We start from the raw sequence: 17,116 nt of genomic DNA on the forward strand, positions 1-17,116 counted from the left end.
CCTTTGGGGCGTTGTCGTTTTTATGGGTGGGTCGCGCAGCATGTTTCAGAGGATGAGACTGTCTCAGGGCTGAAACATTTTATTACTTGAAATAGGGATAAAGCAGAATGTATGCCAGTTGGCATGTAACAAACATGACAACAACCGCATGAAATTTATGGTGATTTTTGCGGTCGTCGGCGACACGCAATGGCCTTCGTTCGGAAAGGCGAATATTTCTAATTGTGTCGTTCGGGATGCCGAATAAAGCGCCAGGGTTTTGGCACTGTTTTATTGACTGTGTATCGAACTGTATCCCCGCACCCTCCTGATACACCGGCATGACGTTCTATCGCGTTCGCGACACAGAGCGGATACACGCCTGGCTTTAACTCTGTCCACCAGCTGGCGCAGGCGGTCACCGACCCCAAGGCGCCCTGGCCACACTCAGTCAAGCCAGGAGACTCACCCCATGAAGCGTCCTTACGCAGCCCTCGCGGCAACCCTCGCCCTGTCTATCAGCGCCTTTGCGGCCGTGGCCCACGCCGATGAGCCCAAGCCCCAGGAAAAATGCTTCGGCGTGTCCCTCGCCGGTGCCAACGATTGCGCCGCGGGCAAAGGCACTTCGTGCGCCGGCACCGCCACCACCGACTACCAGGGCAATGCCTGGGTGTTGGTGGACAAAGGCACCTGCACCCAAATCAAGACGCCCAAAGGCTTTGGCAGCCTGACGGAGCAGCCATGAGCCGAGCGGCCCCGGCGCTGATCCAGCGCCTGCTCCCCGAAGCCCTGCTGTTGCTGGTGGCCCGGGTAGCGGTCGCGGCGGTGTTCTTTCTGTCGGGGCGCACCAAGGTCACCGGGTTGCTTGAACTCAAGCCGTCGACCTACACGCTGTTCCGTTCGGAGTACGCCTTGCCGCTGATCCCGCCGGACTGGGCGGCACACCTGGCGACCTACGCCGAGCACCTGTTCCCGCTGTTGCTGGTGCTGGGCCTGCTGACCCGTCCGGCGGCCGCTGCGCTGCTGGGCATGACCCTGGTGATCGAGGTGTTTGTGTACCCCGATGCCTGGCCGGTGCACCTGACCTGGGCGGGCCTGTTGTTGCCGCTGCTGGCGTATGGCGGTGGGGCCTGGTCGCTGGACCGCCTGATCTCAGGCAAACGTTCATAACTTTGATGGAGATTTCCAATGCGTATGCTTTCTTCCCTGGCCATTGCCATGGCCCTGGCGGTTCCGATGCTGGCCCAGGCGGCGGATGCCCCGCAGCCCGGCACCGGTAAAAGCGTGGTGATCGTGCCCGGTTCGTTTGTCGACGGTTCCGGCTGGCGCGTGGTGCACGACATCCTGATTCACAAGGGCTACAAGGTCACGGTGGTGCACCAGGGCCACGAGAGCCTGGCCGCCGATGTGGCCGAGGCGCGCGAAGTGCTGGAGCAGCAAGTCGGCCCAGTGGTGCTGGTGGGCCACAGTTCCGGTGGCGGGGTGATCTCGATTGCCGGCGACCGCGACAAGGTCAAGTCGCTGGTCTACGTCTCGGCTCTGCAGCCGGAAGTGGGCGAGAACATGGCCCAACTCATCGGCTCCATGCCAGCCCCCAGCGATGACATCAAGGCCAGCCGCGACGGTCACCTGTTCTTCGACCGCACTAAATTCAACGCCGACTTTGCCGCCGACCTGACCACCAACCGCACCGACTTCATGGCCGCCTCCCAAGTGCCCGCGACCACCGCTTTGTTCGGCGGCACCGTGTGGGCCGCGGCCTGGCACAAAAAACCGACCTACGCGGTGGTCTCCACCGAAGACCGCGCCCTGAGCCCGGACCTGCAGCGCTGGATGTACAAGCGCGCCGGTTCCAAGGTCACCGAAATCAAGGCCAGCCACTCGGTGTACATCTCCCAGCCTGAGGCTGTGGCGAAGGTCATCGAAGACGCTGCTTCCGTTATCAAGTAATTCACCCCAACCCCGGAGAAACACCCATGAACACTGCACTCAAATCCCGCTTGAGCCTCGCTGCCGCTGCTGCCCTGATCGCCATGGCATCCGCCTCGTTTGCCACCGCTGCCAGCGCCGCCGACCAGCAGGAAAAACCCGGCCGCTGCTACGGCGTCAACACCTGCAAAGGCACCAGCCTGTGCGCCACCGCCAAGAACGACTGCAAGGGCCTCAACAGCTGCAAGGGCGAAGGCGTGATCGTCAAGACCCCGTCCGAGTGCCTGAAGGCCGGTGGCACCCTGACTGAACCGAAGTAATCCACCCGGCGAGCCCCCATGCGGGCTCGCCACTTATTCTTAGCGGAGATCCGCCATGTCGACATCCAACCCACACTTCTCAGGCTACGGCCTGGGGCTGCGCAAGGAGCACTACTGCGACTTCCTGGAGACCTCGGTGCCCGTGGATTTTGTCGAAGTGATCTCCGAAAACTTTATGGTCGCGGGCGGCCAGCCCCGGCACATTTTACGTCAGGTGCGCGAACGGTATCCGGTGGCGCTGCACGGCGTGTCCATGTCCATCGGCACCGCCGAAGGGCTGGACGGGGATTACTTGAAGCGCCTCAAGGCGCTGGTAGACGAGATTGAACCGCTGTTTGTGTCCGACCACCTGAGTTGGTCGCGCAGCGGTGACTTCAATTCCCATGACTTGTTGCCAGTGCCCTACACCGACGAAGCACTGGACCGGGTCTGCGCCAATATCCATCAGGCCCAGGAGGTGCTCGGCCGCACGATGCTGTTTGAAAACCCCTCCAGCTACCTGGCGTTTGAAGGCGCTTCCATGACCGAGTGGGAATTTATCGCGGCCATGGCCCAGCGCACCGGCTGCGAATTGCTGCTGGACGTCAACAACGTGTTCGTCAGCGCCAGCAACCACGGCTTCGACGCCCTGGCGTTTCTCAAGGGTATTCCCGCCGAACGCGTGCGCCAGGTGCACCTGGCCGGTCACAGCCAAGGCCGCGACATCTTGATCGACAGCCATGACAGCCCGGTGTGCACCGGCGTCTGGGAACTGTATGCCCAGGCCATGACCCGGCTGGGCCCGGTGGCGACCATGATCGAGCGCGACGATGAAATCCCGCCGCTCGCCGAGTTGCTCCAGGAGTTGGCCATGGCCCGCACGTTGGGGGCGCAGCGATGAACCTGGCGCAACTGCAGCAGACCTTTCGCGACTGGTTGGTGAGCGCGTCGGATGAATCCGCGCAGTCGCTGGGCAATCATCATGCCGGCCTGGCGGTGTACCAGAACAACTACCGCGCGCAGTTGGTGGGCTGCCTGGAACAAGCGTTTCCCAATCTGCGCCGCTGGCTGGGCGAGGACGCCTTCCTGGCCGCGAGCATCACCCATATTGACAACCATCCACCCCATGCCTGGACCCTGGACGCGTACCCCGAGGGGTTCTACGCCACCTTGAAAGCCGTGTTCCCGCGCAATCCGGATGTGCATGAGCTGGCCTGGATCGAGGCCGCCCTTAACGACGCCTTTGTCGCCGCCGATGCGCAGCCTCTGGCGCTGGAGACGTTGGCCGAGCTGGACTGGGACACGGCGGTGCTGCACCTGACCCCGTCGCTGCGCTGCCATGGCCTGAGCACCAATGCCGAAGCCATCTGGTCGGCATTGTGGCAGGACGCGCCCGCGCCCGAGGCGGTAATGCTGGAGCAGGCGGGCGGCTTGCTGGTATGGCGGCGTCAATTCACCTCGCGACTGCGTCAGGTGGATGTGCAAGAACTTCAAGCGTTGCAGCACGTGCAGGCCGACGGCCGTTTCGCCGGGCTGTGTGAGTGGTTGGTGCAACGTCTTGGCGAAGAGGCCGGCGTGATGCAGGCCGGTGAATACCTGGCCGGTTGGCTGGGCAGTGAATTGATTGTGGGGGTGAGTCATGTTTGATCGTCGTGGTTTTTTGCTGCTGGCGGCGGTGGTCATGGCCGCGCCGGCGTTGGCAGTGCAACAGGTGAGCACCGATGACCAGGAGATCCGTTATGAACAGTTTGGGCCAGAGGAGGGCCGGGTGATCATGTTGCTGGGGTCGGATGTCAGTGCGTTCTCCGAGGTGACGGCGCCGCTGGCGGCCCAGGGGTTTCGGGTGATCGTCCCGTACCTGCGCACGGCAGACGACGCTGTACTTGGCCAGGATGTGCTCGACCTGATGAATGCGCTGCACATCCCCGAAGCGGTATTCGCCGGCGCGGAGCAGGGCGCACGGATCGCTGCGCGGGCCGCGACGTTGAAGCCGAGCCGTTGTGTCGGGCTGGTCACGCTGAACACCGCACCCCAGGCGGGTTTTGCGCAAGCCGTGGGGTTAATGGCCAGCACCGGGCACTGGCGTTGAGGGTCAGCCGATCAACTCGACCCGGCCACTGTGCAACCTGTAGATACCGCCGACAATGTGCAGTTTGCCAGCGGCCAGGGCGTCCGCCAGCAGCGTCGACTCGGCCTTGAGCCGCGCCACCGTGTCGCTGACATTTTGCGCAATGGCGTTCGCAAGCAGATCGCCAGGCGCTTTCAAGACCTTGCGCACCGACGGCTTGAACGCGTCGGCCAGGCCCTGGATCTTGCCGGGGAACGTGGCGTTGTCCGTGGTGGCTTTCACCCCGGCGGCAAGGGCGCCGCAGCTGTCGTGCCCGAGCACCATGATCAACGGCGTGCCGAGCACCGCCACCGCATATTCGAGGCTGGCGAGCCCGTCGTCGGTCACGAAGTTACCCGCCACCCGTACGGCAAACAGGTCGCCGAGTCCGGTATCGAACGCGTATTCCGGCGTAATGCGTGAGTCAGCGCAGCTCAGGACCGCCACGAACGGATTCTGCCCGCCCTCCAACGCCTCGCGCTCGCTCATGAATTCATGGCGCTTGGTGACGCCTTCGGCATAGCGACCGTTGCCTTCCATCAACCTGGCCAGGGCTTGTTGTGGGTTGAGGTTATTGGCCGCTTTCGGTGTCGGCGAGGCGTGTGTGAGCGCTGCGGGTAACGCGCTCGTGAGCATCAGGGCGCCAGCGCCGACCGTAGCCAGGCGTAGGAATTGTCGACGGTCGTGGGTCAGGGGTGGCTGCTTGTGCATGGGCGGCGTTCTCCGGTTTGTTAAGAGAAGAAACGCCAAGGGTGCAAAGAATGGTCGGGGGGGAAATGTAGGCACTGTCCGTTTTTTGGCGGGAATCGCGTGGCCATCAACATGAAAATTCTGACAGCCAGGCCATCGGTCACTGAAAAAAAAACGGTCTGGCCGTAATCTAGGGGCCTTTGTCACCTGCGCGGATTGTTCATGTCTTCTGTTGCCGATGGGTTGCCCCTCAATAAACGCCTGCCGGCCGTGCTCGCGATCTCCCTGGGGATTGGCATGGCGACCCTGGACACGGCCATCGTCAACACGGCCTTGCCGACCCTGGCGGAGGGGATTGGCACCGATTCCGCCTCGGTGATCTGGGTGGTCAATGCCTACCAGTTGGCGATTATCGCCACGGTGCTGCCGTTTGCGTCGCTCAGTGATGTGCTGGGGCATCGACGGGTGTATCTCGGCGGGTTGCTGCTGTTTATTGTGTCGTCACTGTTTTGCGGGCTGGCGGGTTCGCTGGTCACCCTGACGGCCGCGCGCGTGGCGCAGGGGCTCGGGGCGGCGGCGATCATGAGCGTGAACACGGCGTTGTTGCGGCATATCTACCCGTCGAAAATGCTCGGGCGGGGCCTGGGCTACAACTCACTGGTGGTGGGGCTGGCGTTTACCTTGGGGCCCACGGCGGCCTCGGCGATTCTGTCGGTGGCGACCTGGCATTGGCTGTACCTGATCAACGTGCCGCTGGGCTTGCTGGCCTTGGTGCTGGGCCTGCGTTCATTGCCAACGTTGCCCATGACCGGGCATGCCTTTGACCGATTCGCAGCGTTGTTGTGTGCCGGGTTGTTTGCCTTGCTGGTGCTGGGCCTGGGCACGGCGGTGCACGGTGCCCAAGGTGCGCTGACGTTGGGCCTGATCGCCGTGGCGCTGGTGTGCGGCGCCTTGCTGTTGCGGCGCCAGGCCGGGCACCCGGCGCCGATGCTGGCGCTGGACCTGTTCACGCGCCCGGTGTTTGCCTTGTCGTCCTTGACCGCTATTTGTGCGTTCAGCGCCCAGGGCCTGGCCTTTGTGTCGCTGCCGTTTTTACTGCAGGCGGTGCTGGGGCATAGCCAGGTGGAAACCGGTTTCCTGATGACGCCGTGGCCGGCCGTGGTGGCGGTGATGGCATTGTTGGCCGGGCGCTTGGCCGACCGGGTGTCGCTGGGGCTGCTGTGTGGCATCGGCTTGTTGATGCTCAGCGTGGGCATGGCCGCGTTGGCCACCCTGGGCAACGGCGCCTCGGCGTTTGATATCGGCTGGCGCATGGCGCTGTGTGGTGCCGGTTTCGGGTTCTTCCAGTCGCCCAACCTCAAGGCTTTGATGACCAGCGCGCCGTTGGCCCGCAGTGGCGGGGCGAGTGGCATCGTGGCGATTTCGCGGTTGCTGGGGCAAACGCTGGGGGCGTCGCTGGTGGCCTTGTGTTTCCACCTGTCCTTGGGCAATGGGCCGCACTATGCGCTGTGGCTGGGCTGCGGCTTTGCCCTGGTTGGCGCGGTAGCCAGTGGCTTGCGTTTGTTGCCCTACGGTAAAAAGCCGTGATTGGGCGTTGTAAAACATCGGTGTGGAAGGCTACCGTGGCGACCTGAGTATTTCGGGATGTTTCAGATTTATGTCCAGCCTGGCCCTCCGCACCGCTGATACACACTCCCGCCGCGCCGCGCTGACCCTGGCTTTATGCTTGCCCAGTGACGTGTTGCTCTACCTGCTGCTGCCAATGGAATCCCAGGCCTTCGGCATCACCCTGGCCCAGGCCGGTGTGTTACTGGCGGCCAACCGCCTGGTGCGGATTTTCGGCTACCGGCATGTCCTCAATTTCTACGCACGCAACGGCGACCGCCTGACCTGCATGATCGCCGCTGGCGCCGCGACCCTGTGCGCCTTGGGCAATTCGGTGTTGTCCGGCTTCGCCGCCTTGCTCTGCCTGCGCCTGGTGTGGGGCCTGTGTTTTGCCGCGTTGAACCTGTCCACCCAAGTGCTGGCCACTTCGGAGCCGGCCGGTGCCGCACGCCGGGCCGGGCGTTCCCGCGCGCTGATCGCCCTCGGGCCGATGCTGGCGCTGCCGCTGGGCGGCTGGTTGACCCTGTGGGCCGGGCCGCGTCCGATCTTTCTGATTCTGGCCGGGTGCTGCCTGGTGGGCTTGTGGATGGCGCGCGGCTTGCCTACGGTGGGGCATGACTTGCACACCACGCCGGGGCGGCGCTTCAAGTGGCCGGACAGCGTGGCGGTGTGGTCGTTTATCGAGGGGGTGGCGCTGGATGGGCTGTTTATCTTCGGCCTGTCGATCCAGGCGCAAAAGCTGCTGGGCGGCGATGCAGTACTGATCGCCGGAGGCCTGATGGCGCTGCGTTACGCCTCGGAAATGCTCCTGAGCCCCTTGGGCGGGCGCGCGGCCCAGCGCTTTGGCGCCACGTCGATGCTGCTGCTGTTTTCGTTCCTGAGTGCCCTGGCCCTGACCGCGTTTGGCAGTTACTGGGTGATCGTCGGCGCGGCGGCGGTGCTGGTGCTGCGCGCGCTGCAACTGCCGCTGGTAACCACCCTGGTGGCCGAGCGCAACCCCGGCTCGATGCGCGTCTCGGCCCTGGCTTCGAATGCCGTCTGGCGGGATATCGGCGCCGGCCTCGGGCCATTGCTGGCCGGCCTGCTGCTGCCGATTGCCTCGGCCCCCTGGGTGTTTGGCCTGGCGGGCGCGGCGATCGCGGTAAGCGCGGTGTTCTGCTGGCGGGCAAAAACTTCCAACTGACACGGTGAGGTTGTGTGTGTCCCTTCAAGAAAACTTCGTAAGCCTGCTGGATGCGGCGTATCGACACTGGACCGGCCAGGGACTGCCTGCCCCCGAGCATCTGGACCCGCAACAGCGCCTGGCCTGGCTGCACAGCGACGCGCCCTACAGCCTGCTGGCCCATGACGGCGGCGCCGACCCGCGCTTTACCTACGTGAATGACTGCGCCCTGCAGTGCTTCAAATACCCGCGCGACACCTTCATCGGCATGCCCTCACGCTACAGCGCTTCGGCACTCGACCGCGCCGCGCGTCAGGTGCTGCTGGAGCAAGTCACCGCCAATGGCATCGCCCAAGGCTACAGCGGCTGGCGCGTGGATGCGCACGATCAGCCGTTCATGATCCACGCCGGCGTGGTGTGGACCCTGCTCGATGACGCCGGCCAAGCGTGCGGCCAGGCGGCCTTGTTCTGGCCCGACGCACAGCGCATCGGCGTGTTGGCTTAAGCGGTCTTAAAGGCATCCAGCCAGGTGGGGTCGAACCGGGTTTGCTCGGTATGGATCCCCAGCGCCTGCATCTTGGCCTTATGCGCCTCGACCTCCGCAACCAACTGCACCTGGGCGCTGGAATTGGCATCCAGTTCATGCATCTGCGTCAGGCCCAAGTGATAGAAGCGCAGCACCTTGATTGCCGTCGGGTCATTGGCCTGGACCCGCTCGGTGACCTTGTGCATCACGTTGGTCACGCTCATCAGGCTGCGCTTGAGTTGCCAGCCATACACCGCCGGCGCCAGCCACGGCTGGGTCCAGAACGGGCCACGCACCAAGGCCAGCGTGATCAGCACCCCGGCGAACACGCCACCGACATTGAAGCGGAAATTGTCACCGCCAGGCTCGCCGAACAGCATCACCGCCAGGGTCGACAGCAACATGGCCAGGGCCAGGAACAGCACCGCGACCATCAGCGTGCTGCGACGGGTCTGTTGGCGGAAGGTCACAGGGTCGCAGGGTTTGAGCTCGAACATCCGGTTCATGTCTCCAGAAGGGGCCCGCATCATCTCACGCCTGGGCAAACAAGTTGAACGATGGCGCAGGGCGGTTTCTCTAAACCTGTGTAGACCCTATGAGGTGAACCATCATGTCTGACTACAACCAACCACCCCCCGGCACCCCGAACCCTGACCGCACACCCGGCGAAGAGGAGCGCGACAACGATGCGTTGCGCCCCAACGACCCGAAAGAGCGCGACGACAATGAGGATGTAGAACGCGTCGAGGAAGACCTGGAAAACCTGCACGACAAAGCCCGCCCACTTTGAAAAAGGAGAACGCCGTGAGTAGTACGCCGAAAGGCCCGTCTTCAGGCGAGCATGCAAGTGGCAAGGACGAATTGGGTTTCGACCCGGATTCGCCCGACGTGGCGGACCCGCAGGTCGATCCCATCGGCCCGGCGATTGCGCCGCTGGATAAGGAAAAGAAAGACAAGGATGAAAAGAAGCCGGCCTATGATCCGTTGGGTGATTTGAAGCCGTAGGCGGGGTAGGGGACGCGTTAAGCTTTTCGGTTCTGCGAGCGTGAGCGCTCGACTTGAGCATGTTGTTATTAAACGCTGACATCGGTTGGCGTTTTTTTTTGCGTGGTCAAAAAGCTTGGTTTCAAGTGCGTGTGGTAGCTGTGCGCTCAGGCCCACGCAGTCAACCTTGAGCCCCGAAGCATCAAGCGCGTAGAGTGCATGCCCGAGGGTGCGATGGACGATGTACTGGACCGCATTCAAGTACTAACTGAATACTGAAAGTGGCAACGCACAACCACTTCATGATTGGGGGCTTCAGGTTTATACGGAGCATCGGGTTCGTGATTAGGTAATTGCTGATCATCGGGGGGACGGGCTTGTTGCCTGATGACAAGGCGATGTTTTGGATGCGGTCATTGGTGATGAGCTGTTCTGGGTCGGGAGCGGAATTAGGCGAATGGTTGCAATCGGCCGATCGTGTTGAAAAAGTCGGTGTTCCCAAAATACTCGAATATTGATGGATGAAGACACCTCTGTTGCCCGCTGCTACGTGAAATCCGAGTACTGAAACTTCTGCCAAAAATTCAGATTTCAATCTCAGGCGCGTACTTATCTGGTGTGGAATTCGAAGCTGACTTTTTCAACACAATCGGCCGACTGCTGCCGGCCATGATCGAAAAAAATCAGCCTTTTCGGTGATGGATTGGAATTACTAATCCTGTAGGCCACGGTTTCCTTGCTCTACAGAGCCAGCCTGAAAGCTGCGTACCACTTTCGTACCAACACTACTACCAAGCAGTGACGCCATGCTCCTCACGACAGGCGTCAATCGGCCAGAAGCCGCCGGTCGGGTCAGGTGGCTTCAAACCCGCTTCCGTCCTTCAGAACTGGCTAATTGGCAAAAGTCAGACAATTGAACGCGCCTATGAAATCAGGGGCGATTCAATCAGTTGGGTAATGGCCGTAACGTTAGGCCTCATAGTGGTGAGGCATTTTCAGACGATATAGCCACTTATGCCATCCCACAGAAGTTTCACCGCGGTGACTACGAGCAGGCAGTAGCAGGCAAGGTACATCTGGCGTTGATCCAGCTTGGTGTGCAATCGCCAGCCCAGCCAGACACCACTTGGAACTGCTAACAGGCAGATGACCATCAGGCTTAGCACGTTACCGGTGGGCCTGGCTAACAGCAGCCAAGGCACGGCCTTGAGCAGATTGCCTACGGTAAAGAACATGCTGGTGGGGCCGGCATAGGTTTTCTTGCTTAGACCGAGTGGCAACAGGTACATCGCTAATGGTGGCCCACCAGAATGTGCGACCATAGTCGTGATCCCAGAGGTGACGCCTGCGGACACCGCCTTGAGCGATGAGCGCTGGCTGACCCTGATTTCCCCGCCGGTCTTGAACCAGAGGCCGACAAAAATTAGGGTAATCGCTGCCATCACTAAGGCGACTGCGCGGTGATCCATGACGCGAAAGAGTAGATAGCCGACACCGATGCCGACAATCAGACCTGGTAACAACAGCATCAAGTCGGGTTTAGACCAAGTGGATGGCTTCCAGTAACGCAGGCCGAACAGGTCCATCGCGATAAACAACGGCGCTAGCAGACCTCCGGCTGTGAGCGGATCCATCACCAGCGACAGCAGCGGAATGCCGACAATGGAGAAGCCTCCACCGAAGGCACCTTTCATAAAGCAGATCAAAAAAACTCCGGCGAAGGTCACCAGAATCGTGGTGGTGGTCAACTCAAGGTCCACGATGCTGCCCCCTGATCCGGCTGCTCAAGGTTGGCCAGCATTATCGAAGAAAGCTCAACGTGCCCGCGCTCGCGCAAGTGCGCGATCACAGACAAGCGATCGGCGTGCGACTTGTTTTGATTGAGCTTGCGCTTGCATTCAACGCACTGCATTTCGATCTCGATACCGACGACTCTCGACACCATCTCGTCCAGGTATTCACGCGGCGCATCGCCCATCTTCCAGGGCTTGATCTCCTTTGACTCCCGGTGGCGAGTCAGCAGGGCCAGGGTGCGACGCAGGAGCTTTTCTTCCGACATCACGCGCATGACGCCATGCACATGCACCACCTCATAGTTCCATGTGGGAACCTGGCGATGCGTCTCGTGCTTGGACGCATACCAGTTGGGCGAAATGTAGCCTTCTGCCCCCCTGAAGATCACCATGACAGGCGTTCCGCCGGCGCAACGTTGCCACACAGGATTGGCGCGGGCCACATGAGCGGTCAGCAGCCCGTATTTTCCGTGGCCGGTATCGAGTTCGAAGGGAATGTGGTCCGCATCCATGCCGGATTCACCCTCAGTCACGAGGATGCCCAGCGGATTGTCGCGGATAATTCGGTGCAACTGTTCCGGGCGGTGCTCTGCGAAGTGTTCGGGAATGTACATGGGGATTTCACTACGGATTGTTGGGAGTCCATAATGTCGACCACGACCTGCATCATCGAAAGTGCCAGTTTCGAGGTTTTTCCATGGGCCAGTTTTCAGCCAATCCGGGTGCATCTTCCCGCGGCGCGCAACGTCGGATCTATGCCAGGCTGCGCGCGCAGATAGAAGACGGCACGCTTGCCGCCGGTACGAGGCTCATGTCGACACGGGCAGTCGCGGCCGAACTCGGCGTGTCGCGAACCACGGTAACGGCGGCTTACGAGCAACTGGCGGCCGAAGGCTTTGTACTGACATCAGTGGGCAAAGCCGCCACGGTAGCGAGCATAATCAGCACCCAATCCGGGTATGCCCAAGGGGACTCGGCGCAGCAAAAGGAACTGCCGCCAGTGCTTTCCCTTTACGGGCAACGAGTGGCCATCATGACGCCGTACAACATGGCGTCACCACAAGCCCGCATCGATTTCAGGTACGGCTCGGTCGCTTCCAGGGATTTTCCAGCGCTGGGTTGGCAGCGCGCCTACCGTTCCGAACTAGTCAAGCGTCAACCGAGCCTCGCTTACGGCCACCCCGAAGGGGAAGAGCGCTTGCGCAATGCGCTGCAAGGTTATCTGCGACGCGCACGCGGTCTGGCGTGTGATGCGGATCAAATACTCGTAGTGCATGGCTCGCAGCAAGGACTTGACCTGTGCGCCCGGCTTTTGCTGAACCCGCAAGATGCATTTGTCTTCGAAGAGCCTGGCTACCGAATGGCCAGATATTGCTTTGAGGCCACGGGCGCGACGGCGTTGCCCATCCCCGTCGATGCCTCTGGACTGGATACCAATGCTCTGCCGGAAGGTGATCGCGTGCGTCTGGCCTTTGTCACTCCGTCGCACCAGTTTCCCATGGGGGCGGTGCTTCCTGTCGCACGTCGCCTCGAACTGCTGAGTTGGGCGAGGCGACATCGCGCGTGGATCATTGAGGACGATTACGGCGGCGAGTTTCGCTATGGCCAGCGGCCCATCGACGCACTGCAATCCATGGACGCAGATGCTCGCGTCATTTATGTCGGAACGTTCTCCAAGGCACTCTCACCGCAACTCAGGTTGGGTTATCTGGTTCTTCCACGCGAGTTGGTTCACGTTTTCCGTGAAGCAAAACGGCTGACCGATCGACACTCACCGCGCTGGGAGCAAAACGTGCTCGCCTCGTTGATCGAAAGTGGAACCTATGAGCGTCACGTTCGCCGCCTGCGGCGGGAGAATGAACTGCGGCGAAGGGCATTACTGGAGGCTTTTGAACAACATCTGGCGGAATATGGGCAACTGGCCGGCATGGCGGCGGGCTTGCACGGCGTATTAACGCTACCCGCGCTTCGCGCTCAGGATGAGCCGACGTTGCAGGCGATAGCGCTCGAACGCGGGGTTGGCGTATATCCGCTTTCGCCGCTGTTTGCCGAACCCGCGTCGGTAGAATACGAGCGATCGGCAGGGCTCATTTTGGGCTATGCCGGCCTGACAACGCAGCAGATTCATGAAGGGATCGGCATTCTTGGTACGGTGGTTCGGGAGGTTAAAGAGCTCGGAACTCGGTCCGAATCAGTAGATGACCATGTCATCTAAGGTGCGGCTCGAACAGGAGCTAATTTAATAGGTAGAGATAAGGCGAATTAGAAAAAGTGGTCGGCTTGAGTGGCTGCTAAGAGTGAAACTGGTTCTGGGCGGAAGGGCCGCTATTGGCCGATAGCTGCCGTCCACAAATGACTGCTTTCGGCCATAGGGAGTATGACGGGACTCCAGTAGAGCGGTCCGTAGGGCGCGGACGAAATCGCTAGGGTGCGGCGTCGTCTTGGCATCGCCCACGCCGTAGCCACGGGTGAACAATCAGGCTTGAAAATCGCAGCGTTCGATGTGGCCACCTGCGGTGTCGTGAACGTCCGTAAAAGGGCGGATTTCCAAAACTCGAGACAGCGAAGTCAGCCAGACGGCAACAATGTGATCCTGCTTTTTTTGTTAGATCTGAGTCTGTTTTTAACGGGGCGACGCTCTATAGACTGTATATCCGACGCACAAGTGGACAGTGATCGGCCCGCTACTGTTTCTGGCTCTCTGAAGACCGGACGAATCGAGAGTCTTCAGGAATCACCATGAATACTCGTCCAAGCTTTCAGAGCAAGACCTTCCCCCAATCGCAACGTGACATTCTCGGCATGATCGCGACCGATCAGCATCTGGGCGATGTACTCTGCGCCATCTGCCAGATGCTCGACACACAGACTCCCGAAACCTACTGCTCTATCCTGCTGGCGGATGCAGAGGGCAAGCACTTACTCAACGGCGCGGCACCAGGTCTGCCGGCCGAGTACAGCGAGGCGATAGATGGAATGGCTATTGGTCCGCAGGAAGGGACCTGCGGCACAGCAGCGTTCCGGCGCGAGCTTGTAGTCACCGAAGACATCGCACGGGACCCGAACTGGGAACGTTTCCGCAGCCTGGCGCTGGGGCATGACCTGCGTTCCTGCTGGTCAGTCCCTTTGCTCTCCCATGAAGGAACGGTGTTGGGGACATTTGCCCTGTACCAAAAGAGTATCCATGCGCCGGACGAGGCGCAGATTCAACAACTGGTTTTTGCCGCGCAACTGGCCGTCATTGCGATCCGTCATGAGCGTGACGGTCGGCGATTGGAGGAGAGCGAACAACGTTTTCGTTCATTGTTCACCTATAACCCCAACCCGGTGTTCGCCCTCGATCTGGCCGGCAACATCCAGAGCGTCAATCCTGCAGGCCTGAAGCTGAAACCGCACACGGCCGTCAATTTCATTGGTCATCACTTTTCCCATCTGGTTCTCGATGAGGATCTGCAACGGGTTAGTCAGCATTTTTGCGCAGCCCGTGCCGGAGCGCCTCAGCGCTTCGAGGCACAGCTTCGCGACGAAAGTGAGCAACTGTTGACCATGGATATCTCCAACCTGCCCATCATGGTCAACGGAGAAATCGTCGGAGTATTCGGCATTGCCCGGGATATCAGCGCGCAGAAACATTTCGAACGCGAATTGAGCTTCAACGCCAGCCATGACCGGCTTACCGGTTTGCTTAACCGTGTTTCGCTTGAAGAGCGACTGGTTCTGGATTGCCACATCAGTCGTCGGCGTAATCGGCGGCTCGCGGTGATGTGCATTGATCTGGATGGATTCAAATCCATCAACGATTCGATCGGGCATTTCTTTGGCGATCAGGTGCTGATCGAAGTGGCGCAACGTATGACCCAGCAAGTTCGTCCCGGTGACACCATCGTGCGCATGGGCGGTGACGAATTCATTGTGCTCCTGCCTGACCTGCTGCGTGACGAGGACGTTGTACCCGTAGCCGAGCGCCTGATGGCGAGCATTGCCAGACCCTACTGCATCCAGGGTATTGACCTGCATGTGAGTGCAAGCGTCGGCATCACCCTGAGCGATGGTTACATCGAGCAGCCGATGCAACTGATTCAGCAGGCGGACATGGCCATGTACAAAGCCAAGCAGGAAGGGCGCAACAACTTTCAGTGGTACACCAGCGAGCTCAATCAACGTGTTTGCGAGCACGCGAGCCTGCGCAATGACTTGCAAAAGGCTATCGAAACTCAATCCTTCCAGCTGCATTATCAACCGCAGATAGACGCACGCACGGGGCAGGTGGTCGGGATCGAAGCCTTGCTGCGCTGGGAGCATCCGGAAAAAGGATTTATCTCGCCAGCGGTGTTTGTGCCGGTGGCAGAGGACAGTGGCCAGATCATCCCGCTGAGCCTTTGGGTGCTCGATACCGCCTGCGCACAGCTGCGACAGCTAAGCGAACAGGGCATCACAGGTCTCTCGATGGCCGTTAATATTTCGCCGATTCATTTCCAGCGTGGACAATTCGTCGAGTGTATCCAGGCAGTGCTGAACAGGTACGAACTTAGCGCCGGGCAGTTGGAACTGGAGATTACCGAGTCGCTCTTGTTGCATAACGTTGAACAAGCCATCGACACTTTGCACCAGCTCAAGGCTTTAGGTGTACGCATTGCGCTGGATGATTTCGGCACGGGCTACTCCAGCCTCAGCTACCTCAAGCGTTTACCCATCGACAAGATCAAGGTTGACCGTTCTTTCATCCGGGATATCGCTACCGACCATCACGATGCAGCGATCACCCAAGGCATTATTTCCATGGCCCATCATCTCAGCCTGTCGGTGGTCGCCGAAGGTGTGGAAACCAAGTCTCAAATCGATTTCCTGAAGGGCAGTCGCTGCGATATTTTTCAGGGGTACTACTTTGCCAAACCGATGCCCTGTGTAGACCTCGAAGCCTTCCTTAGCCTACGCGCATCCCGGTCCCTGAAGCCCGGTCTTGTTTGTCCGCAGGTTTGAACAGGGGAATTCGCAGATTCAAACGCGTCCGGTTGTCCTGAACTACACTTCAGTTGCCACTTCTGTCCTGGAGCGTTCCTGGTGAGCGCTTCGGATCTCTTGCTGGGTGCAGAAGCGTTTGGGGAACTGAGCGCTTTAGACCCAAGCTCTGCTCAACACGCCTGGCCGTGGACGCATTAAGCGCGTGACTGTTGTTGGCACTGGAGGGTACAGAAAATTCGTTCAGTTACTACGGTAAGCGTCATCAACGACTATAGTCATTGGTGAGCCAGAGCGAATCCGACCATTCCCCTGCCAACCTGGCCTAATCCAATTCCGCGATTACACGGCGGATCTTCTTGTGTTCCTTGATGCGGAACGTAAACGTTTCGCTGCCGAAATTACTCAGGCTCAGGCTGAGATCGAGGCAGCGTTGTCTTTTTTTTCCCCTTGATGGTGGATGGAGTTATCCCGCCGGGCACGTCGTATCCCACTGAGCACGTCCCAACCACCCATCTATCAAGGTTCAAGCAATGAATACTTCAGAGTTAGATGATGCACAAAAAACCAATGGCGACCTGGTTCAGGGTCCGCTGCCGGCCGGCACTGTCGCGCCCGACTTCACTCTTCACGCAACCCCTGATCAACAGTTGTCGCTGCGTGAGCTAAAGGGAAATCCCGTGATACTGGCGTTTTATCCCGCTGACTGGACTTCGGTGTGTGGTGACCAACTGACCTTGTACAACCAGTTGTTACCCACCTTCAGAGAATATGGTGCGGTGCTATTGGGTATCTCGGTTGACAGCGCCTGGTGTCATCAGGCCTTTGCCAAAGATCGAAATTTCCACTTCAGCCTGCTGGCCGATTTCGAGCCCAAAGGGGCGGTGGCACGACAGTATGGAGCGTACGAGTCCCAGCTCGGAGTTTGTAAGAGGGCACTGTTCGTAATTGACAAGGAGGGGGTGGTCGCCTGGAGCTACGTCTCACCAATGGCAATCAACCCTGGGGCGGACGGCATTCTGGATGCGCTGGATGCTCTGGTGAATTCGCCACAAAGCACGCCAACCAAAAATTAACAGGTGA

Annotated in this window: 19 protein-coding genes; 15 read left to right on the forward strand and 4 right to left on the reverse strand. The window is 60.1% G+C overall.

Annotation, left to right across the window (positions count from 1 at the left end; translation table 11 throughout):
- Positions 1 to 451 precede the first annotated feature (451 nt).
- From KHP07_RS16195 to KHP07_RS16225, 7 genes are read left to right on the forward strand one after another with little or no spacing between them, the layout of a single operon-like run.
- Entirely contained in the window at positions 452 to 724 is a 273-nt protein-coding gene (locus tag KHP07_RS16195; protein ID WP_078047860.1) for a BufA1 family periplasmic bufferin-type metallophore, read from the forward strand.
- Positions 721 to 1,149 (forward strand): DoxX family protein, encoded by a 429-nt coding sequence (locus KHP07_RS16200; protein ID WP_078047861.1) that lies wholly within the window; start codon positions 721 to 723, stop codon positions 1,147 to 1,149. The genes KHP07_RS16195 and KHP07_RS16200 overlap by 4 nt, the downstream gene beginning before the upstream one ends.
- An 18-nt stretch (positions 1,150 to 1,167) precedes the next feature.
- Positions 1,168 to 1,929 (forward strand): alpha/beta fold hydrolase, encoded by a 762-nt coding sequence (locus tag KHP07_RS16205; protein ID WP_099493884.1) that lies wholly within the window; start codon positions 1,168 to 1,170, stop codon positions 1,927 to 1,929.
- Between the two features lie 26 nt (positions 1,930 to 1,955).
- The gene (gene bufA2 / locus KHP07_RS16210) at positions 1,956 to 2,228 is read left to right on the forward strand and encodes a BufA2 family periplasmic bufferin-type metallophore (RefSeq protein WP_016979675.1); all 273 of its coding nucleotides are present in this window, start codon (positions 1,956 to 1,958) and stop codon (positions 2,226 to 2,228) included.
- A gap of 55 nt (positions 2,229 to 2,283) precedes the next feature.
- Entirely contained in the window at positions 2,284 to 3,108 is an 825-nt protein-coding gene (bufB, locus tag KHP07_RS16215) for an MNIO family bufferin maturase (RefSeq protein WP_078047863.1), read from the forward strand.
- On the forward strand, positions 3,105 to 3,854 hold the full coding sequence (locus KHP07_RS16220; RefSeq protein WP_100491057.1) for an HvfC/BufC N-terminal domain-containing protein: 750 nt from the start codon (positions 3,105 to 3,107) through the stop codon (positions 3,852 to 3,854). The genes bufB and KHP07_RS16220 overlap by 4 nt, the downstream gene beginning before the upstream one ends.
- Positions 3,847 to 4,296 carry an alpha/beta fold hydrolase gene (locus KHP07_RS16225; protein ID WP_214497504.1) on the forward strand — a complete coding sequence of 150 codons (450 nt, stop codon included), beginning with the start codon at positions 3,847 to 3,849 and terminating at the stop codon, positions 4,294 to 4,296. The genes KHP07_RS16220 and KHP07_RS16225 overlap by 8 nt, the downstream gene beginning before the upstream one ends.
- A 3-nt stretch (positions 4,297 to 4,299) precedes the next feature.
- Here KHP07_RS16225 and KHP07_RS16230 read toward each other — a convergent pair whose 3' ends face one another.
- On the reverse strand, positions 4,300 to 5,025 hold the full coding sequence (locus tag KHP07_RS16230; RefSeq protein ID WP_099493887.1) for a carbonic anhydrase: 726 nt from the start codon (positions 5,023 to 5,025) through the stop codon (positions 4,300 to 4,302).
- A gap of 201 nt (positions 5,026 to 5,226) precedes the next feature.
- Here KHP07_RS16230 and KHP07_RS16235 point away from each other — a divergent pair, with 201 nt between their 5' ends.
- The 3 genes from KHP07_RS16235 to KHP07_RS16245 all read left to right on the forward strand — a co-directional run bounded on the left by KHP07_RS16235 (position 5,227) and on the right by KHP07_RS16245 (position 8,276).
- Positions 5,227 to 6,591, forward strand: coding sequence for an MFS transporter (locus tag KHP07_RS16235; protein WP_214497505.1), 1,365 nt, complete (start codon positions 5,227 to 5,229; stop codon positions 6,589 to 6,591).
- Positions 6,592 to 6,661: 70 nt separating this feature from the next.
- Entirely contained in the window at positions 6,662 to 7,792 is a 1,131-nt protein-coding gene (locus KHP07_RS16240; protein WP_078047868.1) for an MFS transporter, read from the forward strand.
- A 16-nt stretch (positions 7,793 to 7,808) separates the two neighbouring features.
- Positions 7,809 to 8,276: an MEKHLA domain-containing protein gene (locus tag KHP07_RS16245; protein WP_223204506.1), complete on the forward strand. Its 468-nt coding sequence runs from the start codon at positions 7,809 to 7,811 to the stop codon at positions 8,274 to 8,276.
- Here the strand turns inward: KHP07_RS16245 and KHP07_RS16250 are convergent.
- Positions 8,273 to 8,794, reverse strand: a complete 522-nt coding sequence (locus tag KHP07_RS16250; protein ID WP_214497506.1) for a DUF3087 domain-containing protein — start codon at positions 8,792 to 8,794, stop codon at positions 8,273 to 8,275. The genes KHP07_RS16245 and KHP07_RS16250 overlap by 4 nt on opposite strands.
- A gap of 113 nt (positions 8,795 to 8,907) precedes the next feature.
- Here KHP07_RS16250 and KHP07_RS16255 point away from each other — a divergent pair, with 113 nt between their 5' ends.
- Positions 8,908 to 9,087, forward strand: a complete 180-nt coding sequence (locus KHP07_RS16255; RefSeq protein WP_099493890.1) for a hypothetical protein — start codon at positions 8,908 to 8,910, stop codon at positions 9,085 to 9,087.
- A gap of 14 nt (positions 9,088 to 9,101) precedes the next feature.
- On the forward strand, positions 9,102 to 9,302 hold the full coding sequence (locus KHP07_RS16260) for a DUF6021 family protein (protein ID WP_100491054.1): 201 nt from the start codon (positions 9,102 to 9,104) through the stop codon (positions 9,300 to 9,302).
- A 974-nt stretch (positions 9,303 to 10,276) separates the two neighbouring features.
- On the opposite strand, the gene KHP07_RS16265 is transcribed toward KHP07_RS16260, so the two are convergent.
- Together KHP07_RS16265 and KHP07_RS16270 are read right to left on the reverse strand one after the other, a co-directional pair.
- Positions 10,277 to 11,041: a sulfite exporter TauE/SafE family protein gene (locus tag KHP07_RS16265; protein ID WP_214497507.1), complete on the reverse strand. Its 765-nt coding sequence runs from the start codon at positions 11,039 to 11,041 to the stop codon at positions 10,277 to 10,279.
- A complete protein-coding gene (locus KHP07_RS16270) occupies positions 11,026 to 11,688 on the reverse strand; it encodes an FMN-binding negative transcriptional regulator (RefSeq protein WP_214497508.1) in 663 nt (220 codons plus the stop codon). Before KHP07_RS16270 ends, KHP07_RS16265 begins: the two co-directional genes overlap by 16 nt.
- 83 nt (positions 11,689 to 11,771) lie before the next feature.
- Here KHP07_RS16270 and pdxR point away from each other — a divergent pair, with 83 nt between their 5' ends.
- The 3 genes from pdxR (at position 11,772) to KHP07_RS16285 (ending at position 17,109) form a co-directional block, all read left to right on the forward strand.
- The gene (gene pdxR, locus KHP07_RS16275) at positions 11,772 to 13,289 is read left to right on the forward strand and encodes a MocR-like pyridoxine biosynthesis transcription factor PdxR (RefSeq protein WP_214497509.1); all 1,518 of its coding nucleotides are present in this window, start codon (positions 11,772 to 11,774) and stop codon (positions 13,287 to 13,289) included.
- 524 nt (positions 13,290 to 13,813) lie between these two features.
- Positions 13,814 to 16,054 (forward strand): putative bifunctional diguanylate cyclase/phosphodiesterase, encoded by a 2,241-nt coding sequence (locus KHP07_RS16280; protein WP_214497510.1) that lies wholly within the window; start codon positions 13,814 to 13,816, stop codon positions 16,052 to 16,054.
- Positions 16,055 to 16,566: 512 nt separating this feature from the next.
- Positions 16,567 to 17,109, forward strand: coding sequence for a redoxin domain-containing protein (locus KHP07_RS16285; RefSeq protein ID WP_078047885.1), 543 nt, complete (start codon positions 16,567 to 16,569; stop codon positions 17,107 to 17,109).
- Positions 17,110 to 17,116 lie beyond the last annotated feature (7 nt).

The sequence above is a fragment of the Pseudomonas sp. VS40 genome, assembly GCF_018587885.1.
GTDB classification, from domain to species: domain Bacteria; phylum Pseudomonadota; class Gammaproteobacteria; order Pseudomonadales; family Pseudomonadaceae; genus Aquipseudomonas; species Aquipseudomonas pergaminensis.